This is a genomic window from Stenotrophomonas sp. GD04145 (assembly GCF_029835135.1).
GTDB classification, from domain to species: domain Bacteria; phylum Pseudomonadota; class Gammaproteobacteria; order Xanthomonadales; family Xanthomonadaceae; genus Stenotrophomonas; species Stenotrophomonas maltophilia_P.
Genome location: NZ_JAODZG010000001.1, coordinates 217072 through 240213 on the forward strand (window position 1 = coordinate 217072; position 23142 = coordinate 240213).

19 protein-coding genes are annotated in these 23142 nt (G+C 66.6%); 12 read left to right on the plus strand and 7 right to left on the minus strand.

The annotated features are described in order from the left end of the window. Positions 1-7: 7 nt before the first annotated feature. From N7367_RS00950 to N7367_RS00960, 3 genes are all read right to left on the minus strand, one after another. Positions 8-1024, minus strand: coding sequence for a cupin-like domain-containing protein (locus N7367_RS00950; RefSeq protein ID WP_279941521.1), 1017 nt, complete (start codon positions 1022-1024; stop codon positions 8-10). A 9-nt stretch (positions 1025-1033) separates the two neighbouring features. Next, positions 1034-1792: a SapC family protein gene (locus N7367_RS00955; RefSeq protein ID WP_263178286.1), complete on the minus strand. Its 759-nt coding sequence runs from the start codon at positions 1790-1792 to the stop codon at positions 1034-1036. 137 nt (positions 1793-1929) lie between these two features. After that, positions 1930-5067, minus strand: a complete 3138-nt coding sequence (locus tag N7367_RS00960) for a TonB-dependent receptor (protein WP_053518517.1) — start codon at positions 5065-5067, stop codon at positions 1930-1932. 402 nt (positions 5068-5469) lie between these two features. Here N7367_RS00960 and N7367_RS00965 point away from each other — a divergent pair, with 402 nt between their 5' ends. The 3 genes from N7367_RS00965 (at position 5470) to N7367_RS00975 (ending at position 9637) form a co-directional block, all read left to right on the plus strand. Then, positions 5470-6717 carry an arsenic transporter gene (locus N7367_RS00965; protein WP_053518519.1) on the plus strand — a complete coding sequence of 416 codons (1248 nt, stop codon included), beginning with the start codon at positions 5470-5472 and terminating at the stop codon, positions 6715-6717. Positions 6718-6889: 172 nt separating this feature from the next. Further along, on the plus strand, positions 6890-9085 hold the full coding sequence (locus N7367_RS00970; protein WP_279941522.1) for a hypothetical protein: 2196 nt from the start codon (positions 6890-6892) through the stop codon (positions 9083-9085). Positions 9086-9151: 66 nt separating this feature from the next. After that, complete coding sequence (locus tag N7367_RS00975) at positions 9152-9637, plus strand: TspO/MBR family protein (RefSeq protein WP_128988619.1); 486 nt, start codon at positions 9152-9154, stop codon at positions 9635-9637. A gap of 13 nt (positions 9638-9650) precedes the next feature. Here the strand turns inward: N7367_RS00975 and N7367_RS00980 are convergent, their stop codons facing one another. Next, positions 9651-9905: a hypothetical protein gene (locus N7367_RS00980; RefSeq protein ID WP_181452142.1), complete on the minus strand. Its 255-nt coding sequence runs from the start codon at positions 9903-9905 to the stop codon at positions 9651-9653. 240 nt (positions 9906-10145) lie between these two features. Here N7367_RS00980 and N7367_RS00985 point away from each other — a divergent pair, with 240 nt between their 5' ends. From N7367_RS00985 to N7367_RS01000, 4 genes are all read left to right on the plus strand, one after another. After that, positions 10146-10688 (plus strand): biliverdin-producing heme oxygenase, encoded by a 543-nt coding sequence (locus N7367_RS00985; RefSeq protein WP_231107782.1) that lies wholly within the window; start codon positions 10146-10148, stop codon positions 10686-10688. Positions 10689-10785: 97 nt separating this feature from the next. Continuing rightward, complete coding sequence (locus N7367_RS00990; RefSeq protein ID WP_262218091.1) at positions 10786-13023, plus strand: ATP-binding protein; 2238 nt, start codon at positions 10786-10788, stop codon at positions 13021-13023. Further along, a complete protein-coding gene (locus N7367_RS00995; protein WP_053518529.1) occupies positions 13020-13487 on the plus strand; it encodes a response regulator in 468 nt (155 codons plus the stop codon). The genes N7367_RS00990 and N7367_RS00995 overlap by 4 nt, the downstream gene beginning before the upstream one ends. Next, the gene (locus N7367_RS01000) at positions 13480-15876 is read left to right on the plus strand and encodes a response regulator (protein ID WP_279941524.1); all 2397 of its coding nucleotides are present in this window, start codon (positions 13480-13482) and stop codon (positions 15874-15876) included. The genes N7367_RS00995 and N7367_RS01000 overlap by 8 nt, the downstream gene beginning before the upstream one ends. A gap of 21 nt (positions 15877-15897) precedes the next feature. Here the strand turns inward: N7367_RS01000 and N7367_RS01005 are convergent, their stop codons facing one another. From N7367_RS01005 to N7367_RS01015, 3 genes are read right to left on the minus strand one after another with little or no spacing between them, the layout of a single operon-like run. Then, positions 15898-16566: an NAD(P)H-binding protein gene (locus tag N7367_RS01005; RefSeq protein ID WP_279941525.1), complete on the minus strand. Its 669-nt coding sequence runs from the start codon at positions 16564-16566 to the stop codon at positions 15898-15900. Between the two features lie 32 nt (positions 16567-16598). Beyond that, positions 16599-17279 (minus strand): ChrR family anti-sigma-E factor, encoded by a 681-nt coding sequence (locus N7367_RS01010; RefSeq protein WP_277381768.1) that lies wholly within the window; start codon positions 17277-17279, stop codon positions 16599-16601. Further along, positions 17276-17899: a sigma-70 family RNA polymerase sigma factor gene (locus tag N7367_RS01015; protein ID WP_065182216.1), complete on the minus strand. Its 624-nt coding sequence runs from the start codon at positions 17897-17899 to the stop codon at positions 17276-17278. Before N7367_RS01015 ends, N7367_RS01010 begins: the two co-directional genes overlap by 4 nt. A 132-nt stretch (positions 17900-18031) precedes the next feature. On the opposite strand from N7367_RS01015, the gene N7367_RS01020 reads away from it, so the two are divergent. From N7367_RS01020 to N7367_RS01040, 5 genes are all read left to right on the plus strand, one after another. Continuing rightward, positions 18032-18799 carry a hypothetical protein gene (locus tag N7367_RS01020; RefSeq protein ID WP_111186983.1) on the plus strand — a complete coding sequence of 256 codons (768 nt, stop codon included), beginning with the start codon at positions 18032-18034 and terminating at the stop codon, positions 18797-18799. Between the two features lie 93 nt (positions 18800-18892). Further along, on the plus strand, positions 18893-19843 hold the full coding sequence (locus tag N7367_RS01025) for an acyl-CoA desaturase (RefSeq protein ID WP_279941526.1): 951 nt from the start codon (positions 18893-18895) through the stop codon (positions 19841-19843). 1 nt (position 19844) lies between these two features. After that, positions 19845-21122: an FAD-dependent oxidoreductase gene (locus N7367_RS01030; protein WP_279941527.1), complete on the plus strand. Its 1278-nt coding sequence runs from the start codon at positions 19845-19847 to the stop codon at positions 21120-21122. Then, positions 21119-21886, plus strand: a complete 768-nt coding sequence (locus N7367_RS01035; protein ID WP_279941528.1) for a DUF1365 domain-containing protein — start codon at positions 21119-21121, stop codon at positions 21884-21886. The genes N7367_RS01030 and N7367_RS01035 overlap by 4 nt, the downstream gene beginning before the upstream one ends. Next, positions 21883-23142 carry a cyclopropane-fatty-acyl-phospholipid synthase gene (locus N7367_RS01040; protein WP_279941529.1) on the plus strand — a complete coding sequence of 420 codons (1260 nt, stop codon included), beginning with the start codon at positions 21883-21885 and terminating at the stop codon, positions 23140-23142. The genes N7367_RS01035 and N7367_RS01040 overlap by 4 nt, the downstream gene beginning before the upstream one ends.

Below are 23142 nucleotides of genomic sequence, written 5' to 3' on the forward strand. Positions count from 1 at the left end.
GTGCCCCTCAGCGGTTGAGTCTGCCCAGCAGCATCGCGCGCATGCGGCGCGCGCGCTGCTCGTCGAACGGTGCAAGATCCCCCCGCGCATCGTCGGGCAGGTGCTGCCCCGCGCGCTCGCCGGGGCCGAATACGTAATACTGGAAGAGCGCTTCCCACGCTTTCTTTTCACGCGCGGGCAGATCGCGCAGGGCCCACATCGCATGGTGCAGCGCCGGCAGGGGCGAGCCGAGGAAGGCCGGCGAGCTACGCCACCAGTAGTTCACCAGCACATTGAACGGCGCCAGGCTGCGCACATGGTGCCACCACATGCTGGGAATGAAGATGGCATCCCCTGGCTCCAGCACTGCGCTGCGTGCACTCGCCAGGGCCTCCCTGAAGCGGGGATACCGGTCGAAGTCGGGACGTTCGAAGTCCACCACGCTCACCACCTGGCCGCCTGGCGTGGGATCCAGCGGGCCTGGGTAGAGATTGTCGATCTGTTCGGGCGGGAACAGCGTGAACTCGCGCCGGCCCACCGCGCAGCACGCAAGGTTGTCGGGGGTATCGAAATGGCACGATGCGGTGACGCGGTTGCCGATCCAGATGCTGGCCAACGCGTCGATGCCCTGCCCTGCCAACCCTGCCTGGTTGGCCTGTGCGAATGCCGGCAGCAATGCCCGCTCCACCGGCAGCGACGCCACGTAGTAGGTGGGCGGTCTTGGCTCATGCAGCGTCGAGGCGATCCCGTCCAGCACCTCGCTGAGCGATGCCCGACGGACCTCGAAGTTCAGCCGGCTGAAGTCGGCGGCGTAGAACGGGCGCCCGTCGATGTCCGGCCCGCCGAACGAGTACTGGATGGGCACGCCCGCGTCGACGCCGCCCAGGTAGGCCAGCGCGTCCAGCGTGGAGCGCTGTCCAGCCTCGACCAGCGGCCAGTTTGACGCAATGCCTCGCAGCACTACCGGCTCTCCGGCCTCGACCAGCGAGGCCAGAGGCAGCGCAGCAGGATCGATGCCCTCCAGTATCCGCATCGCAGCCCCCATCGCCCGCCCTCAGTTCCTGGCCGTGGACGCTGCTGCATCCTGCGCGCGCAGGCGCCGCTGCTTCTCGGCGATCAGGCGGCGCATGTTGTGCAGCGACGCCAGCATCAGGTAGGCGCCCTCAAGGCAGCCAGCGCGATTCAGCGCGGCCAGCGTCGAGTCGTCCAGCAGCGCCAGGCGCTCACGGTCGATGCCGTGCAATCCGTTCACGCTCACCCGGTGATGCTGCGTGATCTGCACATCGAGCGTGACCGGCTGGATCAGTCCGCTTTCGTCGAGCATTGCAAACATCGCGGCGCCGAACGCGCTGCCATCATGGATGCCACGCAGCACGCCGGCAATGTGGTCGAGGTAGGGGGTGTTCCCACCCTGCGGCAGGAACAGCGGCTCGCCGGCGTCGGTGTTGACCCGGGGATGGTCCAGATCGACATGCATCACCGCCTCCCGGGTGAGCACACCGTCGACGTAATGCTCCTGGAATCCGATCAGGAACGGCCCCTTCGCTGCGGCTCCCGGAAGATAGGAGGCGTTCCAGCGGCCGTCCTGCAGGAACAGGTTCTCGTGCTGTTCAAACCCGAGCAGGGCGACGGCCTGCCATTCGCCCGATCCGGCCTGTTTGCGCAGGAAGATGGGATATTCCCGCTGCAGTTCGGCGAACTCGCTGGGATAGGCCGGCACCATGCCCACGGCGTCGCCGAACTCGGGGCCGAAGCCGGTGGCGACCCTCAGGTCCCGATGGGCGATGTTGTTGAGCATTTCATAGCGGGCCATCAGGGCGTCCAGTCCGGTGCGGGGCCAGTGGCCGGCAGGGTACCGCCGGCACGTGCGACAGGTGCTGCGTCAGGACAGGCCCGTGCGGTACCGTTGCCGGGACAACGGTACCGCGCCGGACGGGTCCGTCGCCAGACTCAGAACTTGTAACGGACACCCAGCATGTAGCGTGGGCTCTGGTCAGCCAGCTTCACGATCATCTGCGACGTGCGCGAGCGCCAGCGTACGTCCTCGCCGGTCAGGTTGATCGCTTCCAGTCCGAACGACCAGTGGTCGTCCAGCGTGTAGTTCACGCTCAGATCCCACTGCTCGTAAGCCTCCACATAGTAGGGATTGCGGCTGGCGCCCTGGTTGGCCAGGATCAGGTACTGGTCGCGCCAGTTCCACGCCAGGCGGACCGACCAGCCGTACTTCTCGTACATGAGCATGGCGTTGGCGGTATCACTCAGACCGGTGAGCGAGAACTGGTCGATGCCCGGATCGCCGCCATTGTTGTAGCCGACGTCGCCGCTGACGATCGTGTAGTTGGCCAGCACGCCGAAACCGGTGTCGCCGAAGAAGTACTGCCCGCCGAGCTCCCAGCCGTGCAGCTTGGACTTGTTCTGGTTGATCGGGCGGTTGACATTGAACTGGTACAGCGGATCGTCCGCCTGGCCATACAGATCGTAGGCCGCTTCGGTGGCCAGCACCTGCGCGTCGGTTCCGTTGTAGGCCGCCAGTCCGGCGGGGTTGTTGCGCAGCAACGCCAGCGCGGTGAACAGCGAGGTGTCGTTGGCCGAGCAGGCGGCCGCATTGGCAGCACCGACCTGGGAGACACAGGCTGCACTGGTGAGGAAGTCCAGAGCCGCACGCGCATCCGGGCCGGACGTGGGATCGGTCAGCCCGTACAGGCTCTCCTGGACAACGGTATTGCCGATGAAGTTGTCGACCGACTTGTTCCAGTAGGTCAACGACACATAGCTGGCGTCGGCGAAATACCACTCCAGCCCGAGGTCGAGGTTGTCCGATTCCAGCGGCTTCAGGCTGGGATTCTGCGCGTTGCCGCTCGCGCGCGACGACGGATCGATCAGCACCGATCCGAACGGCTGCTGTGCGCCCGGGCCCGCATAGAGATTGCCGTAGGGCGCGCGGGCGATGCTCTTGCCGAACGACGCACGGCCCTTCAGCTCATCGGTGAAATCGATGCTGAAATCGAGATTGGGCAGGATGTAGCTGTACCTTGCCTTCTCGGTGAAGGGCTGCTGCTCGTCGGACAGCACGATGCGGAAATCGTTGTTGGCCTGCCACTCGATGGACTCGGGAACGGCGATCACCGAGGTCGAGACCACGTCGGTGGTCTCGTAGCGCACGCCCAGCCGGGTATTGGTGCGCATGCTGCCCAGCTGGCCATCCAGTTCCACCTGGAAGTAGGCCGCCTTGGTCTTCTCTTCCACGAAGTTGTCGGCCGCGCGTTGCGGGCTGACTCCCAGTCCCACGCCATATTCGTCCGCCGCCCACTGTGCGAGCTGGCCGGCGTTGCCGCGCCATGCGGGCCAGCTGCTGGCGCTGTAGTCATCGAACAGGCCGACGATGTTGACCGGACGCAGCAGATCCATGAGCCCTGCATCGGTATCCCGGTTCACGTTGGCCACGCCCCAGTCGCCCAGGGTCGAGTAGGCCTCGGCTGCCTGGATGCGGTGCGTGGTCGACTTGTTGGTATCCACGCCGAACTGGAACCGCCCCTGGTCGAAGTTCCATTCGCCGTCCACGCGGGCCTGCTTGATCTCGCTCACCTGCGACTGTGCGTTGACACGCAGCACCTGGGTGCCGATCTCGCCCTCCTGGAAGCCCGGGTTGACCACGCCGTTGGTGCCGGCGATCGCATCTGCCGTGCTGGGATACCAGGTCTGGGTGCCGACCGGCAGACCATTGTTGAACTCCAGTTCCTGCACCCAGGAACCACCGCAATGGGGGCCACGGGTACAGTTGTTGGTGCCGGCAATGCTCATGAAGATCGAGCCGCCGCCGGTGAGCGGATCATTCGGACGACTCTCGTTCTTCGAATTGTGTGCGTCGAAGCTCAGCTTGAAGCGGTCGGTGACATTCCACACGGCATTGAAGCCAAGCGATCCCAGCTTGTACTCCTGCATGCTGCGCTGCTGTTCCAACCCGAAATCCTTGGTGCCGGCGATTTCGCGGATGTAGACCGGGGTGGCCACTGCACCACTGGTATCGAACTGGACGTTGGTGTAGTTGCTGTTCTGCAGCCACATGCCCTGCTCGCCACGGTTCTCGGTGATCTCGTTGGTCGAGTAGGTGTAGTCCACGGTCAGGGTCAGGCTGTCCGTGGGCGCGAACTGCAGAACGGCCTGGCCGTTCACGCGTTCCCGCTCGAACTCCGAGAATGCATAGCGCAGGTCGTTCGGGCGTGCATAGAGCTGGCCGATCTCCGGCGCGTTGACCACCGTCGGGTTGCCGGGCATCGAGCCCGTCCACGGCTGCACGTTCCAGTAGTTCTCCGTGGCCTGCACCGAGCCGCCCTTGCGCTTCTGCTGGCTCGCGCTCAGGCTCACACCGAAGGTCTTTTCCGGATTGCTGTAACTGAAGATGCCCGACAGCTCCGGCGTCAGATCATTGTCGAACGGCTGGCTGCGGTCCGAGACGAGCTTCGCGCCGGCATTGGCGATGATCCCTTCGTGATCCAGCGGCCGCGCGGTCAGGATGTTGATCGTCGCGCCGATGCCGCCGCTGGGTACCTGCGCCTGGCTGGTCTTGTAGACCTCGATGCCGTTGATGGCCTCGGCGGCCAGCTGCGCGAAGTTGAAGGCGCGGGTGCCACCGTCGACGCCACCGATGGCGACCTGCCCGGACGCACCGAATGCATCGGCACCAGGCATCTGGCGTCCGTTGAGGGTCACCATGTTGAACTGCGGACCGAAGCCACGTGCAGTGACCTGTGCACCTTCGCCGTCACGACGCTCGATGGAGATGCCGGTGATGCGCTGCAGCGACTCCGCCAGGTTGGTATCGGGGAACTTGCCGATATCCTCGGCACTGATCGCGTCCACCACGCCAGCCGAATCACGCTTGATGTCCATGGCCTGGCTGAGGCTGTTGCGGATACCGGTCACCTGCACCGCGTCCAGCTGAGTAGGCTGCGTGGGCTGCGTCTGCGCCGTAGGCGGTTGTGCGGTGGTCGTGGAGGCCTCCTGTGCGAAGGCGGGATTGATCACCAGGACGCCGCCGACGAACGTGAACATGGCCCTGGAGCGGAACTTCGCCAAGGTCCGGCTCATGGACGGGTCCTCGGGTCTGGAGTAGCACGGAAACTGCGAGCGCTCATGAAAGTCCCCTATGACATACGATCGAATGGATGTACCGCCCCCTCCCAGGGGCACGCACGGGCGAGGCCCGTATTCCAAACCGAACATCGCCGGCGCCGGACGCGCCGCGACTCAAACTCGCTTTCAAGCCTGCCAGGACGAACACGCGGTAAAGAAGGCAGCCCCTGGACCCAAAACCCCGAATCTATTGGTAGCGCTACCATCGCGTTGAGGCGCAGACTAATCACCCTGGTTCCCGCTTGTCACCGTGCAGCGCAGCAAATCATTCCCGCGGCAGTCCCTTTGTGCGCATCGCACACGCGGCCGCGGCGCGACCCACACGGTATGATGCCGCGTTTCCTGCTCCCCCTCCCCATGCTCGCTTCCTACTCCTCCGCCATCATCTGGTCGGCGGTGGCGCTCGCCACCGTGGGTCTGCTGTTCCGTCCTTTCCGCCTGCCCGAGTATGTCTGGGCCGTCGTGGCGGCGGCGCTGCTGCCGCTGACCGGTGTGATGCAGGTCGGCACGGTCCTGGGCGCGGTCGCCGAAGGCGGTGATGTCTATCTGTTCCTGGTTGGGATGATGGTTCTGGCAGAGCTCGCGCGGCGGGAGGGCCTGTTCGACTGGCTGGCGCTGTACGCGGTGCGGCACGCGGGGGGCTCCGGGCGGCGGCTGTTCGACCTGGTGTTCCTGGTGGGCACGCTGGTGACGGTATTCCTCTCCAACGACGCAACCGCGGTCGTGCTGACCCCTGCGGTCTATGCCGCGTGCAGGGCGGCCCGCGCCAATCCCCTGCCCTACCTGTTCGTCTGTGCGTTCATCGCCAATGCGGCAAGCTTCGTGCTGCCCATCTCCAATCCGGCCAATCTGGTGGTGTATGGCAGGCACATGCCACCGCTGCAGCAGTGGCTGGCGCAGTTCGCGTTGCCGTCGCTGGCGGCGATCGGTGCGACCTACCTGGTCCTGCGCTGGGTGCACCGCCGCGAGATCGCGCAGCCACTGGCCCCGGCGCCGGAACATCGCCCCCTGTCTGCTGGCGGTCGCCTGAGTGCTTACGGCGTGCTGTTCACCGGCTCAGCGCTGCTGGTGACGTCGGCGTTGAACGGCCCGCTGGGTCTGGTGACCTTCTGCGCAGGCAGCGCGAGCGTCGTCGCCGTCGCCCTTCGCCAGCGCCAGAGTCCGCTGCCGCTGCTGCGCAACGTGTCCTGGGGCGTGCTGCCGCTGGTGGCAGGTCTGTTCGTTCTGGTCGAAGGCGTGGCACAGACCGGCGTGATACAGATGGCGGCCAGTGCGCTGGAGTCCCTTGCCCGCACCTCACCCCACCAGGCCGGGTGGCTGGCCGGCTCGGCCGCAGCCCTGCTCAGCAACCTCGCCAACAATCTGCCGGTGGGCCTGGCCGCAGGCTCACTGGGGCAGATGGCCGACCTGCCGGCGCAGACGCGCGCGGCACTGCTGATTGGTGTAGACCTCGGCCCGAACCTGTCGGTGACCGGTTCGCTGGCGACCCTGCTGTGGTTGGTGGCCCTGCGTCGGGAAGGCGAACATGTCAGCGGGCTCGACTTCCTGCGCATCGGCGTACTGGTGATGCCGCCCGCGCTGCTCGGGGCATTGCTGCTGCTCTGAGCCATCGCTGGTCCGGCACAGGGTTCAGTGCGGCTGCCTGCGCGAGCGGAACGCCGCCACCTTCATGCGGTTTCCGCCTGGGCCATGCTGCACCAGCGCCGCCAGTCACTTCACATGGTGAACCACGGCACTCGGCCATAGTGGCCGGAGTTCGTCATCATGTTGAGCGTTCATGGCAGCAGTCCGCGCGCACCTCAAGCAGTTGCCTCGCCGGTGGCGCACAGCGCTCTACATCCTGCTCGGCCTCTACGCAGCCTATCTGTTGGCGGGCAACGTCTTCCTCAACACGCCGCTGTTCGACAACGTCACCAACCGCAAGCCGCAGAAGTTCGTGATGACCACGGGCCCGGCGATCACGCTGGTGCCGGGCCACGTGATCGCCTGGAACGTGCACATGCGCGGCCACGTCAACCACACGGTCTATGTGCTGCATGCGGAACGTGCCAGTGCGCGCCTTGCCCCCCTCCCCCTGTTCCGGCGCGAAGTCCGGGTGCCGCGGCTGCAGGCGACCGGTGTTTCGGCCGACGTCAGTCGCGTCGATCAGGTCGTCCCCTCGCCCCCCCGCGGCACCCGCGGGTGGACGCTGCGCTTCAACGCCATCCATAGCGACAGCATCCGCAGTGCCCGGCTGGGCAAGCTGCTGATCATCGGCAAGGGAGCCGGAACGGTCGGTTTCCTCAAGCAACTGCGCGGCGGTCCGTCAGAACTGTTCGATTCCCAGGTCCGCTTCGATGCCGCCGACGTCAGCTATGACGGCGTTCAGCTGCTGGGGGACACAGAACTCACGTCCCGCTTCAGCTATCCCCGCCATTTCCGCGACCAGGCGCCCGGCCTGGCCAAACTGGGCCTGTTGCGGGCTGCGCTCGAGGTCAACGCACGAAGCCAGGGGCTGCGCCTGGATACCGGCCTGGCGCAGCCGCGGATCGCCAGTGCCCCGGTGCCGGGGCGACTGCAGATGGACATCCGCATGGACCATGGACGCCTGCAGCCCGGCAGCCACGCGCTGTGGCACGTGCCCCTGCTGCTCGGTGACGGCGCTCCCGGCCGTGGCGTTCTGGCCCTGCAGCTCAACACCGCCGACGACATTCGGCTGCAGGCCCGGCTGCCTCCCAAGGAAGGAACGGGCGCAGCGCTGGACGCCGATCTGCGGATTGCTGGCCGTGAGATTCCTTTCCGCCAGATCGACCAGTTGATCGAACGGACCTCGGGAACGGTGCGCGGCGAGTGGACCTTCACCTCGCTCAACTGGATCCCCGCGCTGTTCGTTCGCAAACCCTGGCTGCAGCTCGATGGCGGCGGCGTCCTGCAGGCGGATCTGAAGCTCCGCAACGGTGAACTGGTGGCGGGCAGCACGGTCGACATTCCCTCCGCCAAAGCGGTTGCCGGTATTGCCGGCGTGACGATGGCGGGCACGGCCAGCGCGCATGGTGAGCTCAAGGACGGATCGCCCACCCGCGCCGAGCTGTCGGTACGCCTGCCCCGCTTCACTGCCAACCCGACGGACGCGCCGCGCACACGGCTGTTCGATGGCCGCGATCTGCAGGTGACGCTGAGCGGTGACGGCCGTATCCGCGAGCTGCGCAACGGTGTGCGCGCGCACCTGCGTTTCAGTGACGCCACCATTCCGGACCTGGCGGCCTACAACCGCTATCTGGGCACGGACCAGGTACGGCTGCTCGGCGGCACCGGCCAGGTGAGCGGCGAGATGCGGCTGGACACCAATGGTCGCATCGGCCAGGGCAGCGCCCGCCTGCTGGGCCGCCAGGCACGTGCGCAGGTCGCCGGGCTGTCACTGGCCGGCGACGTGCAGCTGGATGCAGCCCTGCGCCGCGGCAACTTCACTGACCGCCATTTCGACGTCTCCGGCAGCACCGTCGAGCTGCGCAACATCCAGATGGCCGGTGTCGCACGCAAGACGCCGTGGCGCGGACGTATCGACATCCAGTCCGGGCGCATCGATGCACAGTCGCCGTTCCAGGTGGACGCACGTGGCGCCGTGGCAATGAGCGATGCCTCGCCCCTGCTGGCGGTGTTTGCCGAGCGCGGCGACTATCCGCGCTGGGTGCTGTCGCTGCTCGACGCTGGCCAGGTCGATGCGCAGACCGCACTGCGCTGGCGGCCGGGGCATCTCACCCTGGACGAGCTGACTGCGGAGAATGACCGGTGGTCCGTCCGCGCCCGCCTCGATCTTCCCGGTCAGCACAAGCGCGGCGATCTCTATCTGCGCTGGGGCGTGCTCGGCGCCGGCCTCGAGCTCGACGGCGAGCAGCGCCGCTGGCACCTGGCAAAGGCCCGCGAGTGGTTTGATGAGCGCCCCTCCCTGCTGCCCGCCTCGGCGGCACCTGCGCAACAAGCGCCTGGGGACTGACGGCCGGCGCTGCATCCAAACGTGCCACTCGTTCGTATTGGTTCGAGACCCACGCGAGGATGCCCGATGAAACGAACAACGCAGGCCCTTGGACTGGCCGGCTGGCTTACGCTGACCTTCGTGGCAGCGGCGCTTGGCGCACGGGCCTCGATCTCGGCATCGGATTTCTACTCCACCCTGTCGCTGCCCGCGTGGGCGCCTCCCGCCGGGCTGTTCGGACCGGTCTGGACGGTGTTGTACGCGCTGATGGCAGTGGCCGCGTGGCTGGTCTGGCGCGAGAAGGAACGGCGCCCCAACATGGTGGCATTGGTGCTCTACGTCGTGCAGCTGGCAGCCAACACCGCATGGAGCTGGCTGTTCTTTGGATGGAAACAGGGTGCGCTCGCCTTCGTGGATATCCTGGCCCTGCTGGCGCTCATCATCGCCACCGTGATTGCCTTCGCGCGCATCCGGACGCTGGCGGCGATCCTGCTACTGCCCTATCTGCTGTGGGTAGGGTTCGCCGCCGTACTCAACTACGCGGTGTGGCAGGCCAACCCCGGGGCCCTGTAAGGCGGTGCGCGCTTCAGGCGGTTGCTTCAGGCGCAGGCTGCCAGCTGCGCAGGGTCGCGCCCTTCAGCGACTGCTGCCCGCAGCCGGTCGGGCAGCGCAGCACGCGGATGGCCGACATACTGACCAGGCCCTGCCCCTCCACCGCCTTGAACACCGTCTCGCAGCGCAGGCAGCGTGCCACCATGGAATACAGGTGAACGATGCGGCGGGTGCCGGGGTCCTGCAGAAGATCCACATCCAGCAGCTGGAACTGGCAGCTGTCCGGCATCGCGCGCATGGAGTGGGACGTGTTCGGGGGTGTGTGCAGGTTCACGACGGAGCGCCAGTGGAAGTGTCCTGCGTACGTTATGGAAACCGGCGTGCAGCGGGTGTGCAGTGCACATGCAGTGACCGCGAAATCTTGTGCGGGCCGCGGACCGATTCTGCTAGGGTGCCGCAGATGCACAGTCCATTGCCGTCCTCCGATCCACCCGCCCGCTGCCAGCAGTCTGCCGGTAGTCCGTTGAGCGTGTACCTGAGGGACGCCACGCGGTCGGTGCACGGCAGCCTCGATGCGTTCCTGATCGGGCAACGCCTGTTCGAATCCACATTGCGCTACGGGCGCTTTCTCCAGGTCCAATGGCATTTCCACCACGCCGCCGCGCCGCTGTACATGGACGGGCTGATGCTTCCGGCAACGGCACGACTGCAGCTGGTTGAACAGGATCTGCTGGATATGGGCGCCCCGCTGCCACGCGCGCATGCCTGGCGTCCCAGGCTGCAGCACGCATCCCGTGCGTCGGCATTGGGTTGGCTGTATACCGTCGAGGGTTCTGCCCTGGGTTCGGCCGTCCTGCTCAAGTACGCCGCCGCGCTGGGGCTGGGTGCCGGCCATGGCGCCCGTCACCTTGCACCTTCGCCTGCAGGCGTGGCCGAGCAATGGCGGATCACCCGCGCGCATCTGGATGCGGAACCCCTCACGCAGCAGCAACGCCAGCAGGCCTGCAGCGCGGCTCAACAGGCGTTTGCATTCGTGCGGCGTTGCGCAGCTGAAGTGTTCAGCAATGCGTGAACAGGCATTCACATCGTCCGGACGGTATGCGGCAGCAGCATTTTCCGTCACCATTCCATTCCGCCCGGCCCGTCACGAATCATGAGTACCGCCCTTGATGCCTTCCGCTGATCGCACCTGGAACGATGCACTGTCGGACTGTGCGCGGGAACCCATCCACACACCGGGCGCCATCCAGCCCTACGGCGTGCTGCTGGTGCTGGATCCGCTGACGCTGCTGGTGCGGGAATGTGCCGTTAGCCAGCCCATCGCGCTGCGCCAGTACGGTGATCCGTTGATGCAGCATGTCGAGAACGCACTGGGCGGTGTGATCGGCCCCTTCGTACATCGCCTGCGGCACATCGCACCCGGCGGCACGCTGCACCTGGGCGCGGTCCACCTGGATGGGCTGGGGCGCCACCAGTTGCTCGCGCATCGTTCAGATGACGATCTTCTGATCGAACTGGAAGCCCCCGTTGCCGGTCAACCCGCCTCGCTGGAGGAGCTGTACCCCGCGATCCGCGAACTGATGCTCGCCATCGAGGGGGCCGCGACGGTCGAGGATCTCTGCCAGCTGGCGGCTGCGCACATACGCAGGATCGCCGGATTCGACCGTACCCTCGTCTACCAGTTCGACGCCGGCTGGAATGGAACCGTCGTGGCCGAAGATGGCAACGGCATCCTGCCTTCGTATCTTGATCTGCGCTTCCCGGAATCGGATATTCCGGCGCAGGCGCGCGCCCTGTATCTGCATAACCGGGTGCGGCTGATCGCCGATTGCGATTACACGCCCGTGCCCCTGGTGCGGGCCGGGCATCATCGCCAGGCCCCGCCCACCGACCTGAGCCTTTCCACGCTCCGCAGCGTCTCGCCGGTGCACCTGCAGTACATGCGCAACATGGGCACGGCGGCATCGATGTCGGTCTCGCTGATCCACGAGGGACAGCTGTGGGGGCTGGTGTCGTGCCACAGCGCACAGCCGCGCCGGCTGCCCTATCACGTGCGCACGGCCTGCGAGTTCATGGGGCAGATCCTGTCGCTGCAGATCGCACTGAAGCAGCGCGCACGCGCCGTGGAGGAACGGGTCGGGCGCCGGTCCTTGCTGGTCAAGCTGCTGGGCCGCATGGCCGGCGACGAGGACTTCATGGCCGCGCTCCGCCGCGACCCCGACAGCCTGCTTTCACTGACCGGCGCGCAGGGCGCGGCCATCGTGCACAGGAACGACTGCGTGCGCCTGGGCCAATGCCCCGGGAATCCGGAGGTACTTGCGCTGGCACAGTGGCTCGCGACCGCGCACGTGGGCGAGGAAATGTACGTCACCGATCATCTGACCGCGGCCTGGCCGCCTGCGGAGCAGTTCAGCGATGTTGCCAGCGGCGTGATCGCCGTATCCATCTCCCAGCTGCATGACAGCTACCTGATGTGGTTCCGCCCAGAGGTGGTACGCACGGTCAGATGGGGTGGCGATCCACGCAAGAGCGCAGGCGGCAGCGACGCCCTGTCGCCACGGCATTCATTCGAGGCATGGAAAGAGACCGTGCAGCAGCGCAGCCTGCCGTGGAACGAGGCCGACTGCGATGCGGCGCTCGAGATGCGCAACGCCATCGTCGACATCGTGCTGCGCAAGGCGGAAGAGATGGCCGAACTGAACGAGCAGCTGATGCGCAGCAACAAGGAGCTGGAAGCGTTCTCGTATTCCATCAGCCATGATCTGCGCGCCCCGTTCCGGCATATCGTGGGCTATTCCGAACTGCTGGGCAGCTCGGCAGCCGAGCGCTTGAACGAGACCGAGCGGCGTTTCCTCGACACCATCGTTGATTCGGCCAAATCGGCCGGCACGCTGGTGGATGATCTTCTGAGCTTCTCCCAGATGGGCCGCTCGACGCTGGGTCGCGCACGCATCGACATGGCAGCCATGGTGGAGGATGTGCGGAAGATGCTGGAGTTCGAATACCACGGACGCGACGTCCACTGGCAGATCGGGGACCTGCCCCAGGTTGAGGCCGACCCCACCATGATGCGCCTGGTCTGGCAGAACCTGCTGTCCAATGCAGTGAAGTTCACCCGCGAGCGCACGCACGCGGTGATCGCAGTGGCGCACGAGCGCTCGGAAAGCGAGGATGTCTTCACTGTGCGCGACAACGGCTGCGGCTTCGACATGCGCTATGTGGACAAGCTGTTCGGCGTGTTCCAGCGGCTGCACCATGTCGAGGAATTCGAAGGTACCGGCATCGGCCTGGCCAACGTGCGCCGCATCATCGGCCGCCATGGCGGCCGCACCTGGGCCGAGGGCGAGCCGGGCAAAGGCGCCACCCTCCATTTCACCCTGCCCCTGCATTCTGGAGATGTTCAATGAGGGACCTGCGGCCGATCCTGCTTGTCGAGGACAGCCCCAAGGATGCTGAGTTGACCCTGGCCGCGCTGTCGCGTTGCCAGCTGCTCAATGATGTCATCCATGTGCGTGACGGCGCCGAGGCGCTGGACTATCTGCGATGCGAGGGCGCCTTTTCCGGTGCCCGCCATGGCGGCCCCGTGGTCGTGCTGCTCGATCTCAAGCTGCCGAAGGTCAATGGACTGGAGGTGCTCGAGCAGGTTCGTGGCGATCCCGTTCTCAGCAGCACCCCGATCGTGATGCTGACCTCGTCGCGGGAGGAGCAGGATCTGATCCGCAGCTATGAACTGGGGGTCAACGCGTTCGTGGTCAAGCCCGTGGATTTCAAGGAATTCTTCGACGCGATCCAGGGTCTTGGCATGTTCTGGGGAATCACCAATCAACCACCGCCGCATCGCCCGAACGGCTCGGGACACCACCATGGGTGATATCACCGACCGCGGCGAGCGCCTGCGCATCCTCATGCTGGAGGACAGCGCACTCGATGCGGAGCTGATCTCCGCCCAGCTGCTGCGGGCCGGCCTGGATTTCGAGGCGGAGCGCGTATGGACGCGTCGGGGCTTCCTCGATGCCATCGACAGCGGCACGCATGACGTCATCCTCGCCGATCATGTATTGCCCGGCTTCGATGGCGATGCGGCCCTGGCCCTGGCGCGCGAACGCGTCCCCCATACGCCATTCATTTTTGTTTCCGGCACGCTTACCGAAGAACTGGCGGTGCAGGCCCTGACCCGTGGCGCGCGCGACTACGTGGTGAAGCAGCGGCTGCAACGACTGCCGGACGCGATACGGCGTGCACGGCAGGAGGCCCACGAGCGTGGCGAGCTGGCCCAGGCCCAGGCGGCACTGAATGACAGCCAGGCGCAGTTGCAGCAGATCACCGACGTGGTTCCGGCGCTGATCGCGCAGTTCGATCACGAACACCGCTTCCGCTTCGCCAACCGTGCGTTTCTCGACTGGCACGGGGTAAGCCTGGCCGAGCTGCAGGGACGGACTGCGCGCGAGATCAGCGGGATTTCAGCCTTCGAGGAGGCGCTGCCCAGCCTGCAGCAGGTCCTCCAGGGAGAGCGCGCCAACTTCCAGGCACGTCTTGCCCATCGCAGCGGTGAGACACGCTTCGTACAGATGGACTGCGTACCGGAGCGCGCAGCCGATGGCCGCGTGGTCGGCTACATCTGCGTGGGCAGCGACGTTTCCCAGCTCAAGCGCGCCGAACTGGCCCTGCGCGAGGACAACCAGTCGCTGGAGCGGCAGGTTCAGGCGCGCACCGCCGAGCTCCGGGCCAGCAAGCGACGTCTGCAGTCCATCTTCGAGTCCAGCTTCCAGCATCAGGTGCTGCTTGACCTGTCCGGGCGTGTCGTCGACGCCAACGTCGCCTCGCTGGCCGCGGTGCTGGCCGAGAAGGCGCAGGTTGTGGATACCCCCTACTGGCAGACGCCCTGGTTCACCACCACGCCCGGAATGAGCGAGGTGATCGACAAGGCGGTTGCCGATGCCGTAAGTGGGCGCAGCTCCCTGCACTCGCTCGAACTGGAGCTGCCCACCGGCCGGCGAAGTTTCGACGTTTCATTCCGTCCGTTGCAGGACGGCGCAGGCGAGGTCACCGCGGTGGTGTCCGAAGCCGTGGAGACCACCGCACGACTACAGGCAGAGCATGCACTTCGGCAGGCGCAGAAGATCGAGGCCGTCGGGCAGCTGACCGGCGGCATCGCCCATGACTTCAACAATATCCTGACGGTCATCTCCGGCAACGTCGAGCACGCGATGCTGTTGAGCGGCCATCCTGGAGCGTCGGCCGAGGCGACCATACGCGCACTGGACAACGCCCTGAAGGGCGTCTCGCGCGCGGCAAGCCTGACCCAGCGGCTGCTGGCCTTCGCGCGCCGCCAGCCCCTGCGCAGCCAGGCCGTTAACCTCAACGACTGCATGCTCGGAATGCAGGACATGCTGCAGCGGGCGCTGGGCGAGCTGGTGCGACTGGAGATCAGCACGGCTGCCGGCATCTGGTGCGTGGAACTGGACGTCGCGCAGCTGGAGGCATCCGTGCTCAACCTCGCGGTGAATGCACGCGATGCGATGCCCAGCGGCGGCCGGCTGAAGGTCGAGATCGACAACAGCCATCTCGACGGCGACTACGCCGCCCTGTTCCCCGATGCGGCTCCGGGCGAGTACGTGATGCTGCGTGTCCGCGACAACGGCCACGGCATGCCGGCCGATACGCTGGCGCGGGTGTTCGAGCCGTTCTTCACCACGAAACAGGTGGGGCGTGGCACGGGCCTGGGGCTCTCCATGGTGCATGGTTTCGTCAAGCAGTCCGGCGGCCACGTCCTGATCGACTCCGTGGAGGGCGGAGGAACCAGCATCACCATGATGTTCCCGCGCTCGCCGCTGCCACTGCCCTGTGAATCTCCCGCGCCGGCAGCGGGCCTGGCCGGCTATGAACAGCGCGGCGAGACCATCCTGGTCGCTGAAGACAATGACGATGTCCGCGCATACACCGTCGACGCCCTGCGCCAGCTGGGTTACCGCGTGCTGGAGGCACATGACGGGCCGTCCGCGCTGCGCCTGCTGGAACGCCCGGACGCGCGCATCGATCTGCTGTTCTCCGATATCGTGATGCCCGGCATGTCCGGCTGGGAACTGGGTCGCGAAGTCCGGGAGCGCTGGCCTGAGGTGGCGATTCTGTTCACATCCGGCTATCCGCGCGATCATGACGCCCCCGGGGGCGCGGGCCGCTCTGCGGCGCTGCTGAGCAAGCCATTCACGCGCGCCGATCTGGCCGAATCGATCCGCGGCGTGCTGGCGTCCTCCAGCTGACGGACCGGGGCGCGCGCCGGCTCAGGGGCCTTGCCTGGTTCCGAGCCGGTTGATCTGCGCGCACTCAACGACGCCCGGCGGCTGTGGCATGTCGGCCAATGCAACCATCGCCCGCCCCAGGGCCAGATTGCTGGTCGCGACGGAAGGGGCCATGCGTGCGACCAGCCCCAGCACCGGGGCGCCGACACCATAGAGTGGCTTCATCCACGAATGCACCGTGCCTGTACCCGCAACAGGCTGGACACCGCCTGGTCGCAACATCACCGTACGGATCGGCAAGCGGGCCAGCGCCTGTTCGGTCTGCCCCTTCACCCGCAATGGCATGATGCGGCTCTGCGGATCAGCATGAGCCCCGGACACGTACAGGAAGCGCCCCTGTGGACATGCCTGGGCGAACGCCGAAGCCACGGCAAGCGTGGCATCGAAGGTCACCGCGCGGTACTCGGCTTCGCGGGTTCCCACCGGCGGCGCTCCGGCGCAGTAAAGGCAGGCGTCGAATCCCGAAAACAGGTCAACACTCCCGGCGGCCTGCCGGAAATCGGCGAGCAGCAGCTCGGCGACCTGCTGCCCCGGCCGGCTGCCCGGCCTGCGGACCAGTGCCGTGACACGCTGCACCCGGGGCGATTCCAGGCAGGCCAGGACAACGCCCTGCCCCACCAGCCCTGTTGCACCGGCAACGAGCAGCTTCATGCGGCCAGGGGCGGCGTGGCTGTCCACGGGGCTCAGAGTTTCACGAAACGCTGGATGCGGCGCGCCAGCCAACCACTGAACACCAGCGGGGCATCCAGCGCGGATACACAGATGCATGGCACGCCCGGCGCCGTCACCGGCTGGTGCTCAACGTCCTCGTCAAGATCCGCGACATCGCCAGGCGCGAACAGGCCCAACGCATCGTTGTAGGAACCGCGCAGGATCTGCGTCAGTTCGCTCTGTCCGTGGCTATGCATCGGCAGGCACTTTCCGGGGGCGATCTTCAGCATGATCAACGATGGCATCTGTTCGGCCCGGATGCAGTGCACGCCAGGCGCGATCCAGCGCCAACGCAGCGCTGCCAGTGACCTGCCGAAATACGGGTGCAGCGATGCAGGCAGGTAGTCCGGATCAGCCTCCGGCCGTTCATGCGGCACCTCCCGTGGCGATGATGGCTCGGCCGCTGCTGAGACCGCCTGCGAGGACAGATGGGCCAGCATGGCCTCGCGCAGGGCGTCCCGGCGGTCTTCGGCAAGCGCAGGCTGGGTGTGTTCCAGCAGCGCCGAACCGATCGCCTCAGCCTCCCGCAGGCGCTGCCGGCACACCGGGCAGCGCTCCAGATGCGTGCCGGCGACGATACTCAGTGGCACCGGCAGTGCGCCGGCCGCATAACTCATCAACGTCGATTCGTGCAGATGGTGGTGCGGGCTCATTGCGCACCTCCGATCCGCGACTGCAGGCGCAGGAATGCGCGGCGGAGATGCGACTTCACGGTCCCCAGCGGCATGCCCAGAATGGAGGCGATCTCACCGTGGCTCTTGGCCTCGAAGTACGACATCCGGACCATGCGCGCCTGCACGGCCGGCAGTTCGTTGATGCGCTGGCGCAGCCGTGCATGGTCGGCAAACTGCTCGGCGCTGCTGCGCTCGACCAGGTCCGCGGCAGCGGCCTCTTCGACGGCCGCCTGGACCTGCATCCAGCTGCGCTCGCGCCGGACCCGGTCGATATGCAGGTTGCGGGCGATCCGGTAGAGCCATGTACTCAGTGCCGCCTGCGCCGGATCGTAGTCTCCAGCGCGCAGCCACACCTTCAACAGGCATTCCTGCGCAAGCTCTTCAGCCACGGCATCCGGCACGCCGAGTCCGCGCAGATAGACGCACAACCTGGGCATGAAGTGGTCGTAGATGCGCATGAAGCAGTCGCGGTCGCGCAACCGCGCCACCGCGTCCATGTCACCGGTCCAGTTCAGTGCGTCAGTGCTGGGCTGCTGGGAACTGGACACGAGGCGGGCGGTGTCGAAGGGAACGGGAGGGCTGGCGGCGTCAGGGTACATCTGCGGTCGCGGCGGGCTGGTGAAGGTCTGTCCTGAGTACGGGCCACGGGCCCGTTTGGATGCAGCGCCGACCTGCATCCAGCAACGGCCCTGCCGCGTATGCCAGGACGTCCCCCCGCCGGAGCGCCTTCGATGCGCATCACTCTCCTGCTGCTGTGCCTGCCCTGCCACGCACTCTCGGCCACCCTGCTGCACAACGAGGGCATCGCCACCCTGCCGGATGGCCGGGTGGCCTACCGCGAGATGCACTGGCAGCGGGGCGCCACGGAAGGCGCCGAGCGCTGGGTCCAGTACCTGTGCCCGGACGGCCAGCCCTTTGCAAGAAAACACATGGCGGCCACGGATCGACCGCTGGCGCGCGGCTACCGGCTGCTCGACCAGCGCTCCGGTCAGCAGGCTGACGTGGAGATGTCCAGCGATACAGTCCGCATCTCGTGGAAGGAGAGTGCCTCGTCCACATCGCGGCAGGCACGCCTGCCAGCGCCTGCCGGTGCAGTCGTCGATGCCGGCTTCGATGCGGCCGTGCGCCAGCACTGGACACCGCTGCTGCAGGGAGCCGAGGTGACCCTGCCCTTTCTCGTCCCCGGGCGCCAGCGCTTCTATCCGGTCAAGGTCAGCTGGCGTGGTGCGAACCGCTGGCGCGGGCTGGCTGCACAGTCATTCGAGGTCCAGCTGGACACCTGGTATGGCGGCGTGGCCCCGCGCCTGTCACTGGTCTACGCCGAGGCCGATCGTCGCCTGCTGGAGTTCCGCGGCACCAGCAACCTGCGCGATGCACGTGGCACTTACCCCGCCGTGGTGGTGCGCTTCGACAGCCCGCCTGCGCCCCAGCCGGACAGCCAGTGGCAGCAGGCGTGGGCGCGGCCTCTGGTCGCCGGGTGCGCCGTTACGGCGAAGTGAAGACAAACAGGAAGACGAAGAATCTGCGACGAGGCGCATCCATTTCCCGCCCTGCTGCGTAGAGAAACACACGCCTCTCTCGAGATCCGCCCCATGGCTTCCGCAGCGCCCCTCCGCAGCCGACGCGAACGCCTTCTGAGCACCATCCGGCGCTGGTTCGACGCCGGCACTGCAATGGACACCGACAGTGGGCGTGCGGATCGGATCGACTGGCTGCGCGCGGTGCCATTCGCACTGATGCACCTGGCCTGCCTCGGCGTGATCTGGGTGGGGGTGTCCTGGATCGCCGTGGCCGTGGCAGCTGCGCTCTACGCGATCAGGATGTTTGCGATCACCGCCTTCTATCACCGCTACTTCTCGCATCGAACCTTCCAGGCGCCGCGCTGGGTGCAGTTCGTATTCGCGGTGATCGGCGCTTCCAGCGTGCAGCGCGGCCCGCTGTGGTGGGCCGCGCACCACCGGCATCACCACCGCCACGCCGACCAGCCGCAGGACCCCCATTCCCCACGCCAGCGCGGATTCTGGCGCAGTCACATGGGCTGGTTCCTGACCCGCGAGGCGTTCACCACCGACCTTGCCCGGGTGCCTGATCTGGCCCGGTTCCCGGAACTGCGCTGGCTGGACCGCTTCGACATCGCGGTGCCGGTACTGCTGGCGGCAGGCCTTTATGCACTGGGCGAACTGCTCGAACGGGCAGCGCCCGGCCTGCACACGTCCGGGCCGCAGCTCCTGGTCTGGGGCTTCTTCGTTTCCACCGTCGCCCTGTTCCATGCCACGGTCACCATCAACTCGCTGGCGCATCGCTTCGGCCGGCGCCGCTTCGATACCCGTGACGACAGCCGCAACAATCTGTGGCTGGCACTGCTGACCTTCGGCGAGGGTTGGCACAACAATCATCACTTCTTTCCCGGCTCGGTCAGGCAGGGCTTCCGTTGGTGGGAGGTGGACATGACCTGGTACGGGCTGCGCGCAATGGCCGCCCTGCGGCTGGTCAGCGGGCTCAAACCCATCCCTGCGTGGGTCCTGGACAAGGCGAGATACTGACATGCGCATCGCAGTCATCGGCTCGGGAATCTCTGGTCTGGCCAGTGCATGGTGGCTGGACGGCGAACATGACGTCACGCTGTTCGAGGCCAACGACTATCTCGGCGGACACACCCACACCCACGACCTCGAGCTGGGCGGGACGCGGATGGCCGTGGACACCGGGTTCATCGTGTTCAATCCGCTGCACTATCCGCTTCTGAGCGCGCTGTTCGACGAACTGGGCGTCGCCTCGCGGCCCACCACCATGAGTTTCTCCATGCACAGCGAGCGGTCGGGCGTAGAGTACAACGCCACCTCGCTGGACGGCCTGTTCTGCCAGCGACGCAACCTCGTTTCGCCGCGCTTCTGGGGAATGCTCTCCGACCTGCGGCGCTTCTATCGCGATGCGCCGCTGCTGCTGGCCGAGCGGGAAGGCCCAACGCTGGGCGACTATCTGCGCAGCCAGCGCTATGGCAAGGCCTTCGTCGACGAGCATCTGCTGCCGATGGCGTCGGCGTTGTGGTCGTCGCCGACGGCGACCGTCCTGGACTTCCCCGCACGCTACCTGGCCCAGTTCATGGCCAACCACCAGATGCTGCAGATGACCGGCCGCGCTCCGTGGCGCGTGGTGGAAGGTGGTTCGGCGCGCTACGTGGACGCCCTGCGCCGCCGCTGGCGGGTGCACGAGCGCCTGGAGTGTCCCGTCCTCGCCGTCGAGCGGATGCCTTGGGGCGCGCGCGTGCACAGCGCTGTGGGCGTGGAAGGATTCGATGAAGTGATCCTCGCCTGCCACAGCAACCAGGCGCTGGCACTGCTGGCCGATGCCGATCCGATCGAGCGTGACGTACTGGGTGCCATCCGCTACCAGCCCAACGACGTCGTACTGCACACCGATGCATCCCTGCTGCCCCGCAACCGCAAGGCATGGGCTGCATGGAACGCGCATGTGCCGCGCGATCCCGCCGCTCCCTGCACCGTGAGCTACTGCATGAACCTGCTGCAGGGGCTGCCCGGCGACATCCCGCTGGTCGTGACGCTCAACCGCACCGAGGCGATCGACCCACGCCGCATACTGCGTCGCATGAGCTATGCACACCCGGTGCACGATCATGCTGCGGTCCGAGCCCAGCAGCGCTGGGCCGACGTACAGGGCCGCCGCCACACCTGGTTCGCCGGAGCCTATTGGGGGTGGGGTTTCCACGAAGATGGCATCCGCAGTGCCCGTCGTGTCGTCGACGCGATGCGGACCTGTTCGCCGCAGCCACGTCCCATGACGCAGGACGAGGCCGCCGCATGAGCGCCAGCGCCCTCTACTTCGGCCACGTGATACACCGCAGGCACCAGCCGCACGCGCACGCCTTCCGCTACCCGGTCGCGCAGCTGCTGCTTGATCTCGACGAGCTGGACACGATCTTTGCCGGACGATGGCTGTGGTCCGTGAACCGCCGCAATCTGGCGGAGTTCCGGCGCAGCGACTACTTCGGCGACCCCTCGATGCCGCTTCCGGAAGCGGTCCGCCGCCATGTCGCAGGCGTGCGGGGTCATCGCCCGGCGGGGCCCATCCGCCTGCTGACCCATCTGCGCTTCGGCGGCCACGTCTTCAACCCGGTCAGCTTCTATTACTGCTACCAGCCTGACGGCAGCACACTGGACTGCATCGTGGCCGAAATCACCAATACGCCCTGGAAAGAGCGCCACGCCTACGTCCTGTCAGTGGCAGACGCGGCCAACGAGCCGGGCTCACTGCGCTGGCAGTTCCAGAAGCGCTTCCATGTGTCGCCGTTCATGGCGATGGACTGCACCTACGACTGGCGGTTCAGCACGCCCGGCGAGGACCTCAGGGTCCACATGCAGGTTCTGCAGGAGGGCGTGCGCCAGTTCGACGCCACGCAGCACATGCAGCGACGTCCGCTGGACGCGCGCGGCCTGGCGAAGGTGCTCACCCTGTATCCCTTGATGACCGTACAGGTCGTTGCAGCGATTCACTGGCATGCGCTGCGGTTGTGGCTCAAGCGCAACCCTGTCCATGACCACCCCTCACTTGCCGGAAAACCGCGATGAACGAGATGACTCCATCGGCAGCCATGCCCCGGGCCGGCGTGCTCGACGCATACCTGCGCCAACGCCTGCTGTCCCAGCTTGCGCCGCTGCGCGAAGGCCAGCTGCGGGTACGGGATGCCCTCGGCGAAGCACTGCTGGGCGACGCAGCAGGGGAACTGCATGTCACGGTGACCATCGACGATCCGGCGTTCTATCGCAAAGTCGCCGCACAAGGCAGCGTAGGCGCCGGCGAGAGCTACATCCATGGCGACTGGCAATGCGACGACCTGGTTGCGCTGGTACGCCTGCTGGTGCGCAACCGCGACCTGCTGGACGGCATGGAACGTGGCCCGGCACGCATCGGCGGCTGGCTGCTGCGCGGCTGGAACCGGCTGCGCCGCAACAGCCGCGAAGGCAGCCGGCGCAACATCGCGGCCCACTACGATCTCGGCAACGACTTCTTCGCCCTGTTCCTGTCAACGGACCTGATGTATTCATCGGCGCTGTTCGCCAGCGAGCAGGACACGCTCGAGGACGCCTCGCGGCGCAAGCTCGATCGCATCTGCCAGCAGCTGCGCCTGGCACCCGGAGACCGGGTGGTCGAGATCGGCACGGGGTGGGGCGGGTTCGCACTGCATGCCGCGCAGCATTACGGCTGCCATGTCACTACCACCACGATCTCCGCCGAGCAGCATGCGCTGGCCACGGCACGGGTGCGCGCCGCGGGCCTGGAGGATCGCATCACCCTGCTGATGAAGGACTATCGCGACCTCGACGGGCAGTACGACAAGCTGGTCTCGATCGAGATGATCGAAGCGATCGGTGCCCAGTATCTGGACACCTACATGGCCACCCTGCAACGGCTGCTCAAGCCGGACGGGCTGGCCCTGCTGCAGGCGATCACCATTGAAGACCACCGCTACGAGCAGGCGCGCCGAAGCGTGGACTACATCAAACGCCACGTGTTCCCCGGCAGCTTCATCCCTTCCATCAACGCGATCATGGCCGCCAAGACCCGTGCCAGCGATCTGCAGCTGCTGGCGCAGCAGGACTTCGGTCATTCCTATGCGCTCACGCTGCGGGCGTGGCGCCAGCGATTCCTAGCACAGCTTCCCGCAGTGCATGCGCAGGGGTTCGACGCGCGGTTCTGCCGTCTGTGGGAGTTCTACCTGGCCTACTGCGAGGGCGGCTTCCTGGAACGTTCGATCGGCGTTTCACACCTGCTGCTGGCACGCCCCGGCCATCGGGGCAGCGCGCACGCCACGGGTGCACACTGA